Genomic DNA, 16,660 nt, shown 5'->3' with positions numbered 1-16,660 from the left:
CGGGGGCCGTGGCAGCGCTGGACGCGCCCCACGGACCCCGGTCGTGGCTACTTCGCGTCGGACTCGCCGTCGGTCTTCTTCGGCTCGGCGCCGTTGGCCTCGGGGGCGCTGTCCGCGTCCTTCTTGCCGAGGTCGATGGGCGAGTCGTCGGAAGCGCCGGCGGCGGGCTCGTCGGTCTCGGTCAGGGAGGAGGCGTCGTCCGGGACGACGGGGTCGTCCGACTTCACGTCGCTCGTGCCGTGGACGATGCGGTTGTACTCGTCGTCGTCCAGGACGGCGCCCACGGAGTTCTTCGCGTAGAACGCGTGTACACCAGGAGCCACCTCAAGGAGGACGGCGTCGTCGTGAACCTCCTTGACGGTGGCGTACATGCCCCCGATCGTGCGGATGCCGGTGCCGGGCTGCATCTCATTGCGCATCTGCGCGGCCGCCTGCTGCTTCTTCTTGGCGGAGCGCGTCATCAGGAACATGGCCCCGATGAGCACGATGAAGGGGAGGAGGGTCACGATATTCACGGGACGGAGTTTCCTTCGCATGACCGCGCAGATAAGCGGCCTGATGGACGGGGGTGGGCACGCCGCCCACAAGGGCGGCATCGGCGGAGTCTAAGCGAGTCCGCACCTAAGGAACAACGCTCAGCATGGCACCGCAGTTCCTGACCGTTCCACTACGCGCGCCGTCACGCCCCGAACAGGTCCCCTTGTCCGATTCCGCCCGCCTGGCGTGGCGGAACAAGGCCGAGATGCGCCCATGCGGCGGGCGTCCCGACCCGGCCGCGGGGGGTGCGCGCGAGCAGTCCCTCCCGTACCAGGAAGGGCTCGGCGACCTCCTCGACCGTCTCGCGCTCCTCCCCCACGGCGACCGCGAGCGTCGACAGGCCCACGGGCCCGCCGCCGAAGAGCTTGAGCAGGGCTTCGAGGACGGCGCGGTCGAGGCGGTCCAGGCCGCGGGCGTCCACCTCGTAGACCTTCAGGGCCGCGCCCGCGATGTCCCTGTTGATCACGCCGTCGGCCTTGACCTGCGCATAGTCCCGGACGCGACGCAGCAGGCGGTTGGCGATACGGGGCGTGCCGCGGGAGCGCCCCGCGATCTCCGCGGCACCCTGCGGGTCGATCTCCACGTCGAGCAGCTGGGCGGAGCGATGGACGACCCGCTCCAGCTCGGCCGGTTCGTAGAACTCCATGTGCGCGGTGAAGCCGAAGCGGTCACGCAGCGGCGGCGGCAGCAGACCCGCCCGGGTGGTGGCGCCGACCAGGGTGAAGGGCGGCAGCTCCAGCGGGATGGCCGTGGCGCCGGGGCCCTTGCCGACGATGACGTCGACGCGGAAGTCCTCCATCGCCATGTAGAGCATCTCCTCGGCGGGCCGGGACATCCGGTGGATCTCGTCGAGGAAGAGGACCTCTCCCTCCTGGAGGGAGGAGAGGATCGCCGCGAGGTCGCCCGCGTGCTGGATGGCCGGGCCGCTGGTGATGCGGATCGGGGCGCCCATCTCGGCCGCGATGATCATCGAGAGGGTGGTCTTGCCGAGGCCGGGGGCGCCGGAGAGCAGGACGTGGTCGGCGGTGGCGCCGCGTGCGCGGGCCGCGCGCAGGACGAGGTCGAGCTGCTCGCGGACCTTCTCCTGGCCGATGAACTCGCCCAGGTCCTTGGGGCGAAGGGCGGCCTCGACCGCCTGGTCCTCGCCGTCGGCGGACGCACCCACGAGCCGCTCGGCCGCGCCGGGTGCGGCGGTCGCGTCGTCGGTCGTCTCGTCCCAGTTCATGAGCTCGCCTCGCGATGTGGTTCTGGTGGTCAGGGGCGTCGGGGCACGGGCTAGCGGGTGCGGTTCAGCGTCTGGAGCGCGGCCTTGAGGAGCTGGCCCACCTGCGGCTTCTCGGACGCCTCGGCCTGCGGGGTGACGGCGGCGACGGCTTCGTCGGCCTCGCGCGTGGCATACCCCAGGCCGATGAGCGCCGCGTGCAGCTGATCGCTCCAGCCGGAGGTGACAGGGGTGCCGATCGCGGGGCCGCCGGTGCCGAGGGGCTCGCCGAGGCGGTCCTTGTACTCCAGGAGCAGCTTCTGGGCGCCCTTCTTGCCGATGCCCGGGACCGCGGTGAGCGCCTTCTCGTCGCCGGTGGCGACCGCCCGACGCAGGGCGTCCGGGCTGTGCACGGCGAGCATGGCCTGCGCGAGGCGAGGTCCGACGCCGCTCGCGGTCTGCAGGAGCTCGAAGGTCTGGCGCTCGTCGTCGTCCGCGAAGCCGTACAGCGTCAGGGAGTCCTCGCGGACGACGAGGGAGGTGGCGAGCTTGGCCGGCTGACCGAGGCGCAGGGTGGAGAGCGTGTTCGGTGTGCACTGGACGGCCATGCCGACACCGCCCACCTCGACCACCGCTGCATCGGGGGCGAGGGCGGCGACGGGGCCGCTGACGAAGGCGATCATGCGGTACGGCCTTTCTGTGCTGTGGGGGCTTTCGGAGCCGTCGGGGCTGTCGAGGTCTTCGATGCGTGCAGGGCCGCGGCCTGCTGGAGGCGGTTCTGGGCCACCGCCTGCTGGAGGCGGTTCTGCGCGGGGGCGCGCCAGATGTGACAGATGGCGAGGGCGAGGGCGTCCGCCGCGTCGGCGGGCTTGGGCGGTGCGTCGAGCCGCAGGAGGCGGGTGACCATCGCTCCGACCTGCGCCTTGTCGGCGCGGCCGCTGCCGGTGACGGCGGCCTTGACCTCGCTGGGGGTGTGCAGGGCGACGGGGATGCCGCGGCGCGACGCGCAGAGCATGGCCACGGCGCTCGCCTGGGCGGTGCCCATGACCGTACGCACGTTGTGCTGGCTGAACACCCGCTCCACGGCGAGGACTTCGGGGTCGTGCTCATCGAGCCACTGCTCGATGCCCTGCTCGATGGCGACCAGACGGTGGCCGAGCTCGGCGTCGGCGGGCGTCCGGACGACCCCGACTCCGCGCATGGTCAGCGGGCGTCCGGCGACTCCGTCGACGACCCCCACACCGCACCGGGTGAGCCCGGGATCCACCCCCAGTACGCGCATGCGCGTCCTCCCCTAGTCGCGGCGACGATCTTTGACTTCACGCCAGGCTATCCGTTGCCACCGACAACAGCGGCGGGCCGGTGGACGTGTGTCCCACCCGGCCCGCCGAAACTGCTCAGCTCGCGACAGCGCTACGCGTCGACCTTCTCCATGACCTCGTCGCTCACGTCGAAGTTGGCGAAGACGTTCTGGACGTCGTCGCTGTCCTCGAGCGCGTCGATCAGCTTGAAGATCTTCCGCGCGCCGTCCTCGTCCAGCTCGACCTGCATGGTCGGGACGAAGTTGGCGTCGGCCGAGTCGTAGTCGATGCCGGCCTCCTGGAGCGAGGTGCGGACCGCGACCAGGTCGGTGGCCTCGCTGAGCACCTCGAAGGACTCGCCGAGGTCGTTGACCTCTTCGGCGCCCGCGTCGAGGACCGCGCCGAGGACGTCGTCCTCGGACAGCTCGCCCTTGGGGACGATCACGACGCCCTTGCGGTTGAAGAGGTACGAGACGGAGCCCGGGTCGGCCATGGAGCCGCCGTTGCGGGTCATCGCGACGCGTACGTCCGAGGCCGCGCGGTTGCGGTTGTCGGTGAGGCACTCGATGAGCACCGCGACGCCGTTCGGGCCGTAGCCCTCGTACATGATCGTCTCGTACTCGGCGCCACCGGCTTCGAGGCCGGCGCCGCGCTTGACCGCGGAGTCGATGTTCTTGTTCGGGACCGAGCTCTTCTTGGCCTTCTGGATGGCGTCGAAGAGGGTCGGGTTACCGGACACATCGGCGCCGCCCGTGCGGGCCGCGACCTCGATGTTCTTGATCATCTTCGCGAAGAGCTTGCCGCGCTTGGCGTCAATCACGGCCTTCTTGTGCTTCGTCGTAGCCCATTTAGAGTGGCCGGACATCTGCCTGTCTCCTTCGCGTTACCCAACTGTACGAACGCAGAGATCCTACTAGGATCCCGCCGCCGCGTGCCCCCGCACCATCCCCACGAACAGCTCGTGCATGCGATGGTCGCCCGTCAGCTCGGGGTGGAACGACGTGGCGAGCGCGTTGCCCTGGCGCACGGCGACGATGTGACCCTCGTGCTCGGCGAGCACCTCGACGCTCGCGCCGACCGACTCGACCCAGGGGGCGCGGATGAAGACGCCCTCCACGGGGGCGCCTTCGATGCCCGCGATCGCGACGGCCGCCTCGAAGGATTCGTTCTGCCGCCCGAAGGCGTTGCGGCGCACGATCATGTCGATGCCGCCGAAGGTCTCCTGCTCCGAGCGCGGATCCAGGATCTTGTCGGCGAGCATGATCATGCCCGCGCAGGTGCCGTAGACCGGCATACCGGCGCGCACGCGTGCGCGCAGGGGCTCCAACAGGCCGAACAGCGCCGCCAGTTTGGAGATGGTGGTGGACTCACCGCCGGGGATGACCAGGCCGTCCACGTCAGCCAGCTCTTCGGGACGCCTGACCGGCCTGGCCACGGCGTCCGCCGAGGCCAGGGCGATCAAGTGTTCCCGTACGTCGCCCTGGAGTGCCAGGACGCCGACTACAGGGGTGTCAGTCATCTGCGTGGTGCCTTACCAGCCGCGGTTGGCGTAGCGCTCGGCTTCGGGGAGGGTGTCGCAGTTGATGCCGACCATGGCCTCGCCGAGGTTGCGGGAAGCATCCGCGATGATCTTGGGGTCGTCGTAGAAGGTGGTGGCCTTCACGATGGCGGCAGCGCGCGCGGCCGGGTCGCCCGACTTGAAGATGCCGGAGCCGACGAAGACGCCCTCGGCGCCGAGCTGGCGCATCAGAGCGGCGTCGGCGGGGGTGGCGACGCCACCGGCCGAGAAGAGGACCACCGGCAGCTTGCCCAGCTCGGAGACCTCCTTGACCAGCTCGTACGGGGCGCGCAGGTCCTTGGCGGCGGCGTACAGCTCGTTGTTGTCGAAGCCGCGCAGCTTGGCGATCTCGTTCTTGATCTGGCGCAGGTGGCGCACGGCCTCGACGACGTTGCCGGTGCCGGCCTCGCCCTTGGAGCGGATCATGGCCGCGCCCTCGGCGATGCGGCGCAGGGCCTCACCCAGGTTGGTGGCGCCACACACGAACGGGGTCGTGAAGGCGAACTTGTCGCTGTGGTTGACCTCGTCGGCCGGGGTCAGGACCTCGGACTCGTCGATGTAGTCGACGCCGAGGGACTGGAGCACCTGGGCCTCGACGAAGTGGCCGATGCGGGACTTGGCCATGACCGGGATGGAGACGGCCTCGATGATCTCTTCGATCATGTTCGGGTCGGACATCCGGGCCACGCCGCCGTCCTTGCGGATGTCGGCGGGGACCCGCTCCAGCGCCATGACGGCGACCGCGCCCGCGTCCTCGGCTATCTTCGCCTGCTCGGCGTTGACGACGTCCATGATGACGCCGCCCTTGAGCTGCTCGGCCATGCCGCGCTTGACGCGCGCGGTGCCGGTCTCGGGCGACTGGTTGCTGCTGGGGAGGGTGCTGGACACGGAGTTGACCTCGCTCGCTGAAGACGGGTTACTGCGTCTACGAGGAAACTCCCGGCGACCAGTCCACAGCAAGGGCCAATAGACGACCCGTGGCTCATTTTTCCCGGACGCCCCTGGTCAGCGGCGCCTGCCGTGGCTCTATGCGGTCGCGCGGTCGGCCAGCGCCACCGGCGGCTCGTCGTCCATCTCGAAGGCCATCGGGAACGGCGCGTGGCCCGCGAGGCGGAACCAGCGGACCGTGCGGTGCCTGCGCAGGGCACGGGCCGCGCGTACGGCGTCGTTGTGGAAGCGCCGGGCCATCGGCACCCGGCGCACGGCCGCGGCCAGTTCGGTCGCCGCCTCGTCGCCGCCGGGAGCCTCGCGCACCGCCTCGACCTGCTGCACCTCGCCGAAGATCGCGCGCAGCGCCTGGCTGAGCTCGCTCTCGGCGACTTCGCGGTGCTCCTCCTCCGCCTGCCGGGCCGCGTGCGCCGCTTCGTAGAGCACGATGGAGGCCGCGGGGTCGAGCACCCCTGAGGTGGCCAGCTCCTGGGCGACCGAGGCGCGGCGCAGCAACTGGGCGTCGAGAGCGGCGCGGGCCGCGTCGATGCGTGCGTGCAGCCGGTCGAGCCGGCCCGCGGTCCAGCTCAGGTAGAGGCCGATCGCGAAGAGGGCTACCGCGATCCAGATCAGTGTCGAGGTCACCGGTGGAAGGCTAGTCGCAACGGCGGCGCCGGTTCACCGCCGGGCTCCCCCGCCCCGAGCGCCGGGCTCCCCGCCCCCGTGACGGGGAGCCCCACGAGCGGTCGGTCCGTCAGTCCCGTGCGAGCCCGAAGCGTGCCCGAAGGCTTGAGCGTTCATCGGCGGCCACCGCCGCCGCCCCGTCCGCCACCGTCTCGTACACCGAGAGGATGTCGGCGCCCACCGTCGACCAGTCGAAGCGGCGCACGTGCTTGCTGCCGCGCTCGCGCAGGTCCTCGCGGCGCTGGGGGTCACCGAGGAGCCGCAGCGCGCCCGCGGCCAGCGAGTCCGCGTCCTCGTTGGTGAACAGGTCGCCCGCGGCGCCCTGGTCGAGGACCTGCGCGAAGGCGTCCAGATCGCTGGCGAGGACGGGTGCGCCCGCCGACAGCGCCTCGACCAGGATGATCCCGAAGCTCTCGCCCCCGGTGTTGGGTGCGACGTACACGTCCACGCTGCGCAGGAGCCGTGCCTTGTCCTCGTCGCTGACCATGCCGAGGAACTCCACGCGGTCGCGCATCTCGACGGGCAGCGAGGAGACGGCCTCGTGCTCGTCGCCGCGGCCCGCGACGAGCAGCCGGGTCTCGGGGCGCTCGGCGAGGATCTTCGGCAGCGCCTTCATCAGCACCGGAAGGCCCTTGCGCGGTTCGTCGATGCGGCCGATGAAGCCGATCGTGCCGCCCTGCCACTCCGCCTTGGGCTCGACCTTGGTGAAGAAGTCGACGTCCACGCCGTTCGGGATGACGACCGCGTCGCCGCCCAGGTGCTCGACGAGCGTGCGGCGCGCGTACTCGCTCACCGCGATGCGCGCGCTGATCTTCTCCAGGGCGGGCTGCAGGATCGGGTACGCCGCGATCATCGCCCGCGAGCGCGGGTTGGACGTGTGGAACGTCGCGACGATCGGGCCCTGCGCCGCCCAGCACGTGAGCAGCCCCAGGGAGGGCGACGTCGGCTCGTGGATGTGGATGACGTCGAAGGTCCCGTCGTGCAGCCAGCGCCGCACCCGTGCGGCCGAGAGGAACCCGAAGTTGAGCCGGGCCACCGAGCCGTTGTACGGAACCGGAACGGCGCGGCCCGCCGACACGACGTACGGCGGAAGGGGGGTCTCGTCATCCGCGGGGGCCAGGACGGACACCTCGTGCCCGAGGCGGATCAGATGCTCCGCGAGGTCGCGGATGTGGAACTGGACGCCGCCCGGCACGTCCCACGAGTAGGGGCAGACGATGCCGATCCTCACGGGGCGGTCCCCTCGGCGGGGTGCCCGGAACCGTCGGCGGGCCCCTTCGCGGGGTCGAGATCAGCGAGCCACAAGCGCTGCAGCATGTGCCAGTCCTCCGGATGGTCGGCGATGCCCGTGGCGAAGGCGTCTGCCAGCGCCTGCGTCATGACAGACGTCTTCTCCGTGCGGGTACCTGTCTCGGGGACATCGAGAGGGGCGTGAACACGCCCCTTCATGACGGGCGACTCGTCATACCAGAGAGTGACGGGCAGCAGCAGCGCCCCCGTCTGCTGCGCGAGGATCGCGGGCCCCGCGGGCATCCGCGCGGTGTCCCCGAAGAACTTCACCTCGACGCCGGACTCCGAGAGATCGCGGTCCGCGACGAGGCAGACCAGGCCGCCGGCGCGCAGCCGCCGTGCCAGGGTGCCGAAGGCGGAGCCTCCCTCGTGCGGCAGGACCTCCATGCCCAGACCCTCGCGGTAGGCGACGAAGCGGTCGTACAGCGTCTCGGGCTTGAGCCGCTCGGCGACCGTGGTGAACGGGGTCTCCAGCTTCGTGGTGACCCACGCGCCCGCCAGGTCCCAGTTGCCCAGGTGCGGAAGGGCCAGGATGACGCCCTTGTCGGAGGCGAGACCGTCCGTCAGGTGGTGGAGGTCGTTGATGTGGACGCCCGCCTTGATGCGCTCCCTGCTCCACGACGGCAGCCGGAACGACTCCATCCAGTAGCGCAGGTACGAGCGCATGCCCGCCTTGGACAGCTCGGCGAGGCGCTCCGGGGTCGCGTCGGGCACCACGCGCGCGTAGTTGGCCTCCAGGCGCAGGATGCCCTTGCCGCGCCGCTTCCACGCGGCGTCGGCGATGGTCCGGCCGAGCCGCACCGCCACCGGTTCCGGAAGCTTCTTGACCGTGCTCCAGGCGGCTCCGTAGAGCGCGTCGGTCAGTCGGTCCTTCACGACGTGGCCTCACTGCCCTGGGCCGGGGCCTGCGTGGCCGCGTCCGCCTCCGCGGCCTCCTTGCGCACGGTCACGACGCGCTGGACGAGCGTGACGAGGCTGCCGACGGCGACGATCCACAGGGCGATCGGCAGCAGTACGTCGATGCCGGGGACCCCGAACTTGTGCAGCCCCGCAAGGCCCGCGGCGACCAGCGAGATCACCAGGCGCTCGGCGCGCTCCACCAGGCCGTTGACCGCGACGGGCAGGCCGATCGCCTCGCCGCGCGCCTTCGTGTACGAGACCACCTGGCCGCTGGCCAGGCAGAAGATGGAGACGGCGCACAGGGCGTTGTTGTCGCCTGAGCCCGCGTACCAGAGGGCCAGGCCACCGAAGATCGCGCTGTCGGCCACCCGGTCGAGTGTCGAGTCGAGGAATGCTCCCCAGCGGCTGGAGCGTCCCAGCTGCCGCGCCATGTTCCCGTCGACGAGGTCGGAGAACACGAAGAGCGTGATGACGATCGTGCCCCAGAAGAACTCTCCGCGGGGGAAGAAGACCAGCGCGCCCGCCACCACACCGGCGGTGCCGATGAACGTGACCGCGTCGGGGCTCACGCCGCGACGGATGAGAAACGCGGCGAACGGTGTGAGAACACGCGTGAAGAATGCACGCGCGTACTTGTTCAGCATGGCCTTCCCGAGGGGTCGGTGAGCCGCGCGGCCCTGTTGGCCACCGGCTGGCCCATCGTAGTCACGCCCTCGACGGACCGGCTCGCCCCCTCACGATCGCGTACGACGTATGGACGCACAGTGACCCGAGTGGAAAGCTCGAAAGCACCGCGGGCGTCGCCGGAGCCGACCCGCACACGGCCCCGCGTGTCCGCGAGCAGCCAGCATCCCCGAGGGGGCTGTGCCTCCTCACCGTGCACGTAACCGGGAGGCCAAGGCATGGGCGACAAGGCGAACGCACACCCCGGAGCCGCCGGCAGGGCTACAGCGGCCGACCACCCCGCGTCCGTACGGAATGTGGTGCTGGTCGGCCACAGCGGATCGGGCAAGACGACTCTGGTGGAGGCCCTCGCGCTGACCGCGGGGGCGGTGAACCGGGCGGGCCGCGTGGAGGACGGCACGGCCGTCTCCGACTACGACGACATCGAGCACCGTCAGCAGCGCTCGGTGCAACTGTCCCTGGTCCCCGTCGAGTGGGGCGGCTTCAAGATCAATCTGCTGGACACCCCCGGGTACGCCGATTTCGTCGGCGAGTTGAGGGCCGGTCTGCGCGCGGCGGACGCGGCCCTTTTCGTCGTTTCGGCGGCCGAGGGCAGAGAAGGCATCACCGGCGCGACCCGCATGGTGTGGGAGGAGTGCGCGGCGGTCGGCATGCCGCGGGCCATCGTGGTGACGCACCTGGAGGCGGCCCGCGCCGACTTCACGGACATGACGCGGACCTGCGCCGACGCGTTCGGGGCCGACGATCCCGACGCCGTGCTCCCGCTGTACCTGCCGCTGCACGGCGCCGAAGGGCCCGACGGTCACGCACCGGTGACCGGCCTGGTCGGGCTGCTCTCGCAGCGGATCTTCGACTACGCGTCCGGCGAGCGGAAGGAGTCCGAACCGGGCGAGGACCAGCTCCCGCTCATCGAGGACGCGCGCAACAAACTGATCGAGGGGATCATCGCCGAGAGCGAGGACGAGTCCCTCATGGACCGCTATCTCGGCGGCGAGGACATCGACTTCAAGACGCTCGTGGACGACCTAGAACGGGCCGTGGCGCGCGGCATCTTCCACCCCGTGCTCGCCGCGGCGCCCGCGGCCGAAGGCGCCCGGCAGGGCATCGGCACGGTGGAGCTCCTCGAACTGATCACGGGCGGCTTCCCCACCCCCCTGGAACACCCGGCGCCCGCCGTCACCACACCGGGCGGCAAACCGCGCCCCGCGCTCACCTGCGACCCCGACGGGCCGCTGGTCGCCGAGGTCGTGAAGACCGCTTCCGATCCCTACGTGGGGCGCGTCTCGCTCGTACGCGTCTTCTCCGGCACCCTGCGCCCCGACGAGACCGTGCACGTCTCCGGGCACGGTCTGGCCGACCGCGGCCACGAGGACCACGACGTCGACGAGCGCGTCGGAGCCCTCTCCTCCCCCTTCGGCAAGCAGCAGCGCACGCTCACCAGCTGCATCGCGGGCGATCTGGCCTGCGTCGCCAAGCTGAACCGCGCCGAGACGGGCGACACCCTGTCGGCCAAGGACAACCCGCTCCTGATGGAGCCCTGGGACATGCCCGACCCGCTCCTGCCGCTCGCCATCCAGGCGCACAGCAAGGCGGACGAGGACAAGCTCTCCCAGGGGCTCTCGCGCCTGGTCGCCGAGGACCCGACGATGCGCCTGGAACAGAACCAGGACACGCACCAGGTGGTCCTGTGGTGCCTGGGCGAGGCACACGCGGACGTCGCCCTGGAACGGCTGCGCAGCCGGTACGGCGTGCAGGTCGACGTCGTGACCCACAAGGTCTCCCTCCGGGAGACGTTCGCGGGCAGGTCGGGGGGACGCGGCCGTCATGTGAAGCAGTCCGGCGGCCACGGCCAGTACGCGATCTGTGAGATCGAGGTCGAACCGCTGCCGGGCGGCAGCGGCATCGAATTCGTCGACAAGGTCGTGGGCGGCGCCGTGCCCCGGCAGTTCATCCCGTCCGTCGAGAAGGGAGTGCGCGCGCAGGCCGCCCGGGGTGTGGCCGCCGGCTACCCCCTCATCGACATACGGATCACGCTGCTCGACGGCAAGGCGCACTCGGTGGACTCCTCCGACGCCGCGTTCCAGACGGCGGGCGCCCTCGCCCTGCGCGAGGCGTCGGCCGAGGCCAGGATCCATCTCCTGGAGCCGGTGGCCGAGGTGCGCGTCCTGGTCGGCGACGACCATGTGGGCGCGGTGATGAGCGACCTCTCGGGGCGCCGCGGCCGGGTGGTCGGGACCGAGCAGGCGCCCGGCGGGCGCACGCTCGTACGGGCCGAGGTGCCCGAGATCGAGATCGGGCGCTACGCCGTGGATCTGCGGTCCCTGTCGCAGGGCACCGCGCGCTTCAGCCGGACGTACGCACGCCACGAGCCCATGCCGCCGCAGCTCTCCGAGAGGATTCGTGAACAGGCCCAGGACGTCTCCTAGTTGATCGGATCCGGCAGGGTGCACCGGATGCGCCCTGCCGGATGTCGGTGCGCACCGATACGCTGATCACCTGATCAACAGGTGTGCCGGGCAAGGAAGTCGGGAAGAGCCGCAGCAGCGAAGGTTTGCGGGCGATGGGGGCGGCAGTGGCGGATGACGTATTCGACTTCAGGCCCGGGGCCCAGGTCCCGTTGTCCGGGGCCGCGGGGCAGACGGCGGCGACCCACGCCCTCGCGTCGGCCGCGTACCGCGACGACAAGGCCGCGAAGATCCTCGACGCCAACAACGAATGGCACAAATCCGAGGTGAAGGACGGCCTTTGGTCGCTCTTCGCGCCGAATCTGGGCGAGGCGTTCGCGCGGGCCGTGCAGGTGCGGATGCTCGGCGGCGCGCGCAAGCCGCTCATCCAGTCCTTCGGCATGGAACCGCAGTCGATCGTCGAGCACTGCCTCGCCGCGAACAACATCCGCAAGGAGCGCGACCGCTGGCTCACCGTCGTGATGGTGCTGTGCGGGCTGCTCTTCCTGCCCGGACTCCTCGTCTGGCTGCTGCTCTTCACCGTCAAGCAGGCGGTCGTCAAGCGGGACAACAAGCGGGCGAGCGCGATCGCCACGGCCGCCCTGGTCGCCATCGGCGTCCTCGCCGTGATCTTCCTCGTCAAGCTGCCGATCGACGGCCTCCTCGGCTGGTACATCCGTGCGGCGATCGTCGTCCCCGTACTGGGCTGGTTCTGGGCCAAGATGATCGCCGAGCGCACCGCGAGGGACCTGCGCGACCGCTGGGGGAGCCTGCTCTCCGGCGGCGGCATCGGCGCCAAGATCCCCGAGGCCGTGCCGGGCAGCCCGGGTGAGACGGCGGCCGAGCAGCTCCGTCAGGGCCTCGCGCGCCTGTCGGCCGAGCAGCAGAGCAACTCGGTCTTCTACGCAGGCCCCAAGGGAATACTGGGCATGGGCACGCGCTGGGGCAGCTGGCAGCTCGCCGAGGAGCTGGTCTCCGGCAAGGAAGGCACGGAGATCCACCCGTTCCGCAGCTGGGACGTCATACGCGCGGTGCACGACCAGCTGCGCCTGCTCGAACGCGGCCCGCTGCACACCGGCGGCTTCCCGACCCCGTCGATAAAGCACTGGATCGTCTCCCCCATCGGGGAGAACGCGAAGGCGGTCTCCCGCCCCGGTGGCACGGAGGTCGAGGCCTTCCAGGTCCGCGGCCACGAGATACAGCGGATCTGCAACGAGCAGCAGTTCGGCAGCGGCAACCGGCACTATCTGGGCGTCCAGTTCACGCTGTGGGACGGCCAGTTGGTCATCACGATGCTGATCACGGTGACCGTCCTGCACGAGACGCTGCGCATCGAGGTCACCGGCCACGCGCTCGGACCGGTCCACTCGCTGTTCACCAGCAAGCCCGACCCCAAGGTGAAGCAGGTCTCCAAGCCCATCAAGTTCTGGGAGACCACCGAGCGCAAACTGCCGCTTGTCGACGCCGACGAGGTCGTGCGCCTCGCGGTGCGCGCCCCGTTCACCTGGTATCCGCCGATCCTGGACCACCTCGGCGGCAAGCTGGTCCTGCCCGAGCCCTTCGGCCTGCGGCACGCCTGGGCGGACAAGCCCTGGCGGCACCGGTTCATGGCCGACGACGCCCTGCGCGCGGCCACCCCGGTGCTGCGCGTGGTGCACTCGGCGGCCATCAAGGTCCTCGAGGAGAACGGCGTGGACACCGAGAAGTTCGGCAACCGCTCCGGCCTCCTCAGCGGACTGGTCCAGGACCCGATGCCGAGGAAGGCGGACGTGTACGACGCGTGAGGCGCCCTAGCGCGCGGCGGGCCAGGCGTCAGCCAGCATCTTGCGGGTGTCCGCGAGCAGCTGCGGCAGCACCTTCGTGTGGCCGACGACCGGCATGAAGTTCGTGTCCCCGCCCCAGCGCGGCACGAGGTGCTGGTGCAGATGCGCGGCGATGCCGGCCCCCGCCACCGTGCCCTGGTTCATGCCGATGTTGAAGCCGTGCGCACCGGACGCGGCGCGCAGCGCCGTCATGGCCTGCTTGGTGAACTCGGCGAGCTCGGCCGTCTCGGGGGCGGTCAGCTCCGTGTAGTCGGCGACGTGGCGGTAGGGCACGACCATCAAGTGGCCGCCGTTGTACGGGTAGAGGTTGAGCACCGCGTACACCTGCTCGCCGCGCGCGACGACCAGACCGTCCTCGTCGGATTTGGCCGGGATGGAGCAGAAGGGACAGCCGTCGTCGGCGCCCGGACCGCTCGGCTTGTTCTCGCCCTGGATGTACGCCATCCGGTGGGGCGTCCACAGGCGCTGGAACGCGTCCTGCGTCCCCACTCCGATCTGCTGCTCCGGCTCACTCGTCATGCAGTGCAGCATATGACTTAGCCCGATCGAAGCGTGTCGGCGGGGCGCCTGCCGGGCGCTGCACCGCGAAGCTGGGCAGATGACCCATGACAGCCGTCAGGCACGCTGGGAGAACCGCACGGAGGCACCGCTGGCCGTGGCGTCGCTGCTCTACCTGACCGCGTACGCGGTGCTGGTCCTGGCCTCCGGGCTGCCCGGGGCAGGGCGCGGCGTCTGTCTCGCGGTGATCTTCGCGGCCTGGGCCGCGTTCGCCGTGGACTACGCGGTGCGGTGGCGGCTGAGCGGGCAGGGCCTGCGCTTCGTACGCGGCCACGGGCTGGACACCCTCGTCCTCGTCCTGCCCCTGCTGCGGCCGCTGCGCGTCGTGCACGTCTACGAAGCCGTCCAGCGCAGGCACGGGAAGCCGCGTCTCGCGCTGCACGCGCGCGTGGTCACGTACGCCGGTCTCTCTGCGCTGCTCCTCGGCTTCACCGGGGCGCTCGCCGTCTACCAGCAGGAGCACGCGGCGCGGGGCGCCACGATCCGTACCTTCGGGGACGCGGCCTGGTGGGCGGCGGCCACGCTCGCGACCGTGGGCTACGGCGACGAGACGCCCGTGACACCGCTGGGGCGGCTGATCGCCGTGGGCGTGATGCTCTGCGGCCTCGCGCTGCTCGGCTCGGTGACAGGGGCGTTCTCGTCGTGGCTGTTGCAGGTGTTCGCGCGGGAGGACGACGAAAGGCCCCCGGGACGGTGAACGTCCCGAGGGCCTGACCCCCGCGCGGGCGGGGACGGATCACACCTGCTCGCGGCTCTCCACCACGTCCAGGAGCTTGGCGAGCGCCTGGTCGCGCGGGATGCCGTTCTCCTGCGAGCCGTCGCGGTAGCGGAAGGAGATCGTGCCCGCGTTCATGTCGTCGTCACCGACGATGATCATGAACGGGACCTTCAGCTTCTGCTGCGTCCTGATCTTCTTCTGCATGCGGTCCGACGAGGCGTCCACCTCGACCCGCAGGCCCTTCTTCTTGGCCTCGGCCGCGAACTCCTGGAGGTAGGGGATGTGCGCGTCCCCGACGGGGATGCCCACGGCCTGGACCGGGGCGAGCCACGGCGGCATCGCACCCGCGTAGTGCTCCAGGAGCACCGCGAAGAACCGCTCGATGGACCCGAAGAGCGCGCGGTGGATCATCACCGGGCGCTGCTTGCTGCCGTCCGGCGAGGTGTACTCGAGGTTGAAGCGCTCCGGCAGGTTGAAGTCCAGCTGCACGGTCGACATCTGCCAGGTGCGGCCGATGGCGTCCTTGCACTGCACGGAGATCTTCGGGCCGTAGAAGGCGGCGCCACCCGGGTCGGGGACCAGCGGCAGGCCCTGCTTCTCGGCGACCTGCTGCAGCGTCGCGGTGGCCTCTTCCCAGACCTCGTCCGAGCCGACGAACTTCTCCGGGTCCTTGGTGGACAGCTCCAGGTAGAAGTCGGTCAGGCCGTAGTCACGAAGGAGGTTCAGGACGAAGGTGAGCGTCTTGTCGAGCTCCTCCGCCATCTGCTCCTTAGTGCAGTAGATGTGCGCGTCGTCCTGGGTGAAGCCGCGGGCGCGGGTCAGGCCGTGCACGACGCCGGACTTCTCGTAGCGGTACACCGTGCCGAACTCGAAGAGACGCAGCGGCAGTTCACGGTAGGAACGCCCGCGCGCATCGAAGATCAGGTTGTGCATCGGGCAGTTCATGGGCTTGAGGTAGTAGTCCACGCCCTCGTCGAGCTGCATGGGCGGGTACATGCCGTCGGCGTACCAGTCCAGGTGGCCCGAGGTCTCGAAGAGCTTCCCCTTCGTGGCGTGCGGGGTGTAGACGAACTCGTACCCCTCCTCCTCGTGGCGGCGCCGCGAATAGTCCTCCATGACCCGGCGGATGATGCCGCCCTTGGGGTGGAAGACCGCGAGGCCCGAGCCGATCTGCTCCGGGATGGAGAAGAGGTCCAGCTCGCTGCCGAGCTTGCGGTGGTCGCGCTTCTCGGCCTCGGCGAGGAACTCCAGGTGGGCCTTGAGCTCGTCCTTGGTGGGCCAGGCGGTGCCGTAGATGCGCTGGAGCATCGGGTTCTTCTCGCTGCCGCGCCAGTAGGCCGCCGCGTTGCGCATCAGCTTGAACGCCGGGATGTTCCGGGTGGTGGGCAGGTGGGGACCGCGGCAGAGGTCCTTCCAGCACAGGTCGCCGGTCTTCGGGTCGAGGTTGTCGTAGATGGTCAGCTCGCCGCCGCCCACCTCGACGTCCGCGCCGTCGTCGCTGGACGCGGAGCCCTTGATGCCGATGAGCTCCAGCTTGTACGGCTCGTCGGCGAGCTCCTCGCGGGCGGCCTCGTCGGTGACGACGCGGCGCGAGAAGCGCTGGCCGCGCTTCTGGATCTCCTGCATCTTCTTCTCGATGGCCTTGAGATCCTCGGGCGTGAACGGCTTCTCGACGTCGAAGTCGTAGTAGAAGCCGTTCTGGACCGGCGGGCCGATGCCCAGCTTGGCGTCCGGGAAGAGCTCCTGCACGGCCTGCGCCATCACGTGCGCGGTGGAGTGGCGCAGGATGTTCAGGCCGTCCTCGGAGGAGATCTCGACCGGCTCGACCTCCTCGCCGTCCCGCACGGCGTACGCGAGGTCCTTCAGCTCGCCGGCCACACGGGCGGCGACGATGGTGCGCTCACCGGCGAAGAGTTCGGCGGCCGTAGTGCCCGTCGTCACCACGCGCTCTTCCCGCTCGGAATCGCGTTGGATGATCACACGGACGTCTGACACCGGTCTTCTCCTACCTGAAGGGGGTCGCGGCAGATCTGCT

Annotated in this window: 16 protein-coding genes; 3 read left to right on the top strand and 13 right to left on the bottom strand. The window is 70.4% G+C overall.

Annotated features, from left to right (window positions below; genetic code table 11):
* Positions 1 to 47 precede the first annotated feature (47 nt).
* The 11 genes from yajC to pgsA all read right to left on the bottom strand — a co-directional run bounded on the left by yajC (position 48) and on the right by pgsA (position 9,042).
* On the bottom strand, positions 48 to 515 hold the full coding sequence (yajC, locus tag AC07AG_RS32690) for a preprotein translocase subunit YajC (protein WP_478759719.1): 468 nt from the start codon (positions 513 to 515) through the stop codon (positions 48 to 50).
* Between the two features lie 164 nt (positions 516 to 679).
* The gene (ruvB, locus tag AC07AG_RS32685; protein WP_478759718.1) at positions 680 to 1,762 is read right to left on the bottom strand and encodes a Holliday junction branch migration DNA helicase RuvB; all 1,083 of its coding nucleotides are present in this window, start codon (positions 1,760 to 1,762) and stop codon (positions 680 to 682) included.
* Positions 1,763 to 1,812: 50 nt separating this feature from the next.
* Positions 1,813 to 2,421 (bottom strand): Holliday junction branch migration protein RuvA, encoded by a 609-nt coding sequence (ruvA, locus tag AC07AG_RS32680; RefSeq protein WP_478759717.1) that lies wholly within the window; start codon positions 2,419 to 2,421, stop codon positions 1,813 to 1,815.
* Positions 2,418 to 3,020 carry a crossover junction endodeoxyribonuclease RuvC gene (gene ruvC, locus AC07AG_RS32675; RefSeq protein ID WP_478759716.1) on the bottom strand — a complete coding sequence of 201 codons (603 nt, stop codon included), beginning with the start codon at positions 3,018 to 3,020 and terminating at the stop codon, positions 2,418 to 2,420. Before ruvC ends, ruvA begins: the two co-directional genes overlap by 4 nt.
* Positions 3,021 to 3,151: 131 nt before the next feature.
* Complete coding sequence (locus AC07AG_RS32670) at positions 3,152 to 3,904, bottom strand: YebC/PmpR family DNA-binding transcriptional regulator (protein WP_478759715.1); 753 nt, start codon at positions 3,902 to 3,904, stop codon at positions 3,152 to 3,154.
* Between the two features lie 48 nt (positions 3,905 to 3,952).
* Positions 3,953 to 4,558 (bottom strand): pyridoxal 5'-phosphate synthase glutaminase subunit PdxT, encoded by a 606-nt coding sequence (gene pdxT / locus AC07AG_RS32665; RefSeq protein ID WP_478759714.1) that lies wholly within the window; start codon positions 4,556 to 4,558, stop codon positions 3,953 to 3,955.
* A 12-nt stretch (positions 4,559 to 4,570) separates the two neighbouring features.
* A complete protein-coding gene (gene pdxS / locus AC07AG_RS32660) occupies positions 4,571 to 5,485 on the bottom strand; it encodes a pyridoxal 5'-phosphate synthase lyase subunit PdxS (RefSeq protein WP_160503800.1) in 915 nt (304 codons plus the stop codon).
* A gap of 138 nt (positions 5,486 to 5,623) precedes the next feature.
* Positions 5,624 to 6,169, bottom strand: coding sequence for a LemA family protein (locus AC07AG_RS32655; protein WP_451214277.1), 546 nt, complete (start codon positions 6,167 to 6,169; stop codon positions 5,624 to 5,626).
* 109 nt (positions 6,170 to 6,278) lie between these two features.
* A complete protein-coding gene (locus AC07AG_RS32650; RefSeq protein ID WP_478759713.1) occupies positions 6,279 to 7,439 on the bottom strand; it encodes a glycosyltransferase family 4 protein in 1,161 nt (386 codons plus the stop codon).
* On the bottom strand, positions 7,436 to 8,374 hold the full coding sequence (locus tag AC07AG_RS32645) for a phosphatidylinositol mannoside acyltransferase (RefSeq protein ID WP_478759712.1): 939 nt from the start codon (positions 8,372 to 8,374) through the stop codon (positions 7,436 to 7,438). Before AC07AG_RS32645 ends, AC07AG_RS32650 begins: the two co-directional genes overlap by 4 nt.
* Complete coding sequence (pgsA, locus tag AC07AG_RS32640) at positions 8,371 to 9,042, bottom strand: phosphatidylinositol phosphate synthase (RefSeq protein WP_478759711.1); 672 nt, start codon at positions 9,040 to 9,042, stop codon at positions 8,371 to 8,373. The genes AC07AG_RS32645 and pgsA overlap by 4 nt, the downstream gene beginning before the upstream one ends.
* A 258-nt stretch (positions 9,043 to 9,300) precedes the next feature.
* On the opposite strand from pgsA, the gene AC07AG_RS32635 reads away from it, so the two are divergent.
* Positions 9,301 to 11,508 (top strand): elongation factor G-like protein EF-G2, encoded by a 2,208-nt coding sequence (locus tag AC07AG_RS32635; RefSeq protein WP_478759710.1) that lies wholly within the window; start codon positions 9,301 to 9,303, stop codon positions 11,506 to 11,508.
* Between the two features lie 134 nt (positions 11,509 to 11,642).
* Positions 11,643 to 13,310 (top strand): hypothetical protein, encoded by a 1,668-nt coding sequence (locus AC07AG_RS32630; protein WP_478759709.1) that lies wholly within the window; start codon positions 11,643 to 11,645, stop codon positions 13,308 to 13,310.
* Positions 13,311 to 13,316: 6 nt separating this feature from the next.
* Here the strand turns inward: AC07AG_RS32630 and AC07AG_RS32625 are convergent, their stop codons facing one another.
* Entirely contained in the window at positions 13,317 to 13,880 is a 564-nt protein-coding gene (locus AC07AG_RS32625) for an HIT family protein (protein ID WP_478759708.1), read from the bottom strand.
* A 67-nt stretch (positions 13,881 to 13,947) separates the two neighbouring features.
* Here AC07AG_RS32625 and AC07AG_RS32620 point away from each other — a divergent pair, with 67 nt between their 5' ends.
* Positions 13,948 to 14,604, top strand: a complete 657-nt coding sequence (locus tag AC07AG_RS32620; protein WP_478759707.1) for an ion channel — start codon at positions 13,948 to 13,950, stop codon at positions 14,602 to 14,604.
* Between the two features lie 39 nt (positions 14,605 to 14,643).
* Here the strand turns inward: AC07AG_RS32620 and thrS are convergent, their stop codons facing one another.
* Complete coding sequence (thrS, locus tag AC07AG_RS32615; protein WP_478759706.1) at positions 14,644 to 16,620, bottom strand: threonine--tRNA ligase; 1,977 nt, start codon at positions 16,618 to 16,620, stop codon at positions 14,644 to 14,646.
* Positions 16,621 to 16,660 lie beyond the last annotated feature (40 nt).

The organism is Streptomyces sp. NPDC044044 (assembly GCF_056434405.1).
Note: the sequence above shows the minus strand (reverse complement) of the source record. Positions and strands in the feature narration are given on the sequence as shown.

Bases quoted from the DNA above. Each gene is read 5' to 3' on its own strand.
- AC07AG_RS32635 (WP_478759710.1), top strand. From the start codon at position 9,301: ATGGGCGACAAGGCGAACGCACACCCCGGAGCCGCCGGCAGGGCTACA.
- ruvA (WP_478759717.1), bottom strand. From the start codon at position 2,421: ATGATCGCCTTCGTCAGCGGCCCCGTCGCCGCCCTCGCCCCCGATGCA.
- pgsA (WP_478759711.1), bottom strand. From the start codon at position 9,042: ATGCTGAACAAGTACGCGCGTGCATTCTTCACGCGTGTTCTCACACCG.
- pdxT (WP_478759714.1), bottom strand. From the start codon at position 4,558: ATGACTGACACCCCTGTAGTCGGCGTCCTGGCACTCCAGGGCGACGTA.
- ruvB (WP_478759718.1), bottom strand. From the start codon at position 1,762: ATGAACTGGGACGAGACGACCGACGACGCGACCGCCGCACCCGGCGCG.
- AC07AG_RS32670 (WP_478759715.1), bottom strand. From the start codon at position 3,904: ATGTCCGGCCACTCTAAATGGGCTACGACGAAGCACAAGAAGGCCGTG.
- ruvC (WP_478759716.1), bottom strand. From the start codon at position 3,020: ATGCGCGTACTGGGGGTGGATCCCGGGCTCACCCGGTGCGGTGTGGGG.
- AC07AG_RS32630 (WP_478759709.1), top strand. From the start codon at position 11,643: ATGGGGGCGGCAGTGGCGGATGACGTATTCGACTTCAGGCCCGGGGCC.
- AC07AG_RS32625 (WP_478759708.1), bottom strand. From the start codon at position 13,880: ATGCTGCACTGCATGACGAGTGAGCCGGAGCAGCAGATCGGAGTGGGG.
- AC07AG_RS32620 (WP_478759707.1), top strand. From the start codon at position 13,948: ATGACCCATGACAGCCGTCAGGCACGCTGGGAGAACCGCACGGAGGCA.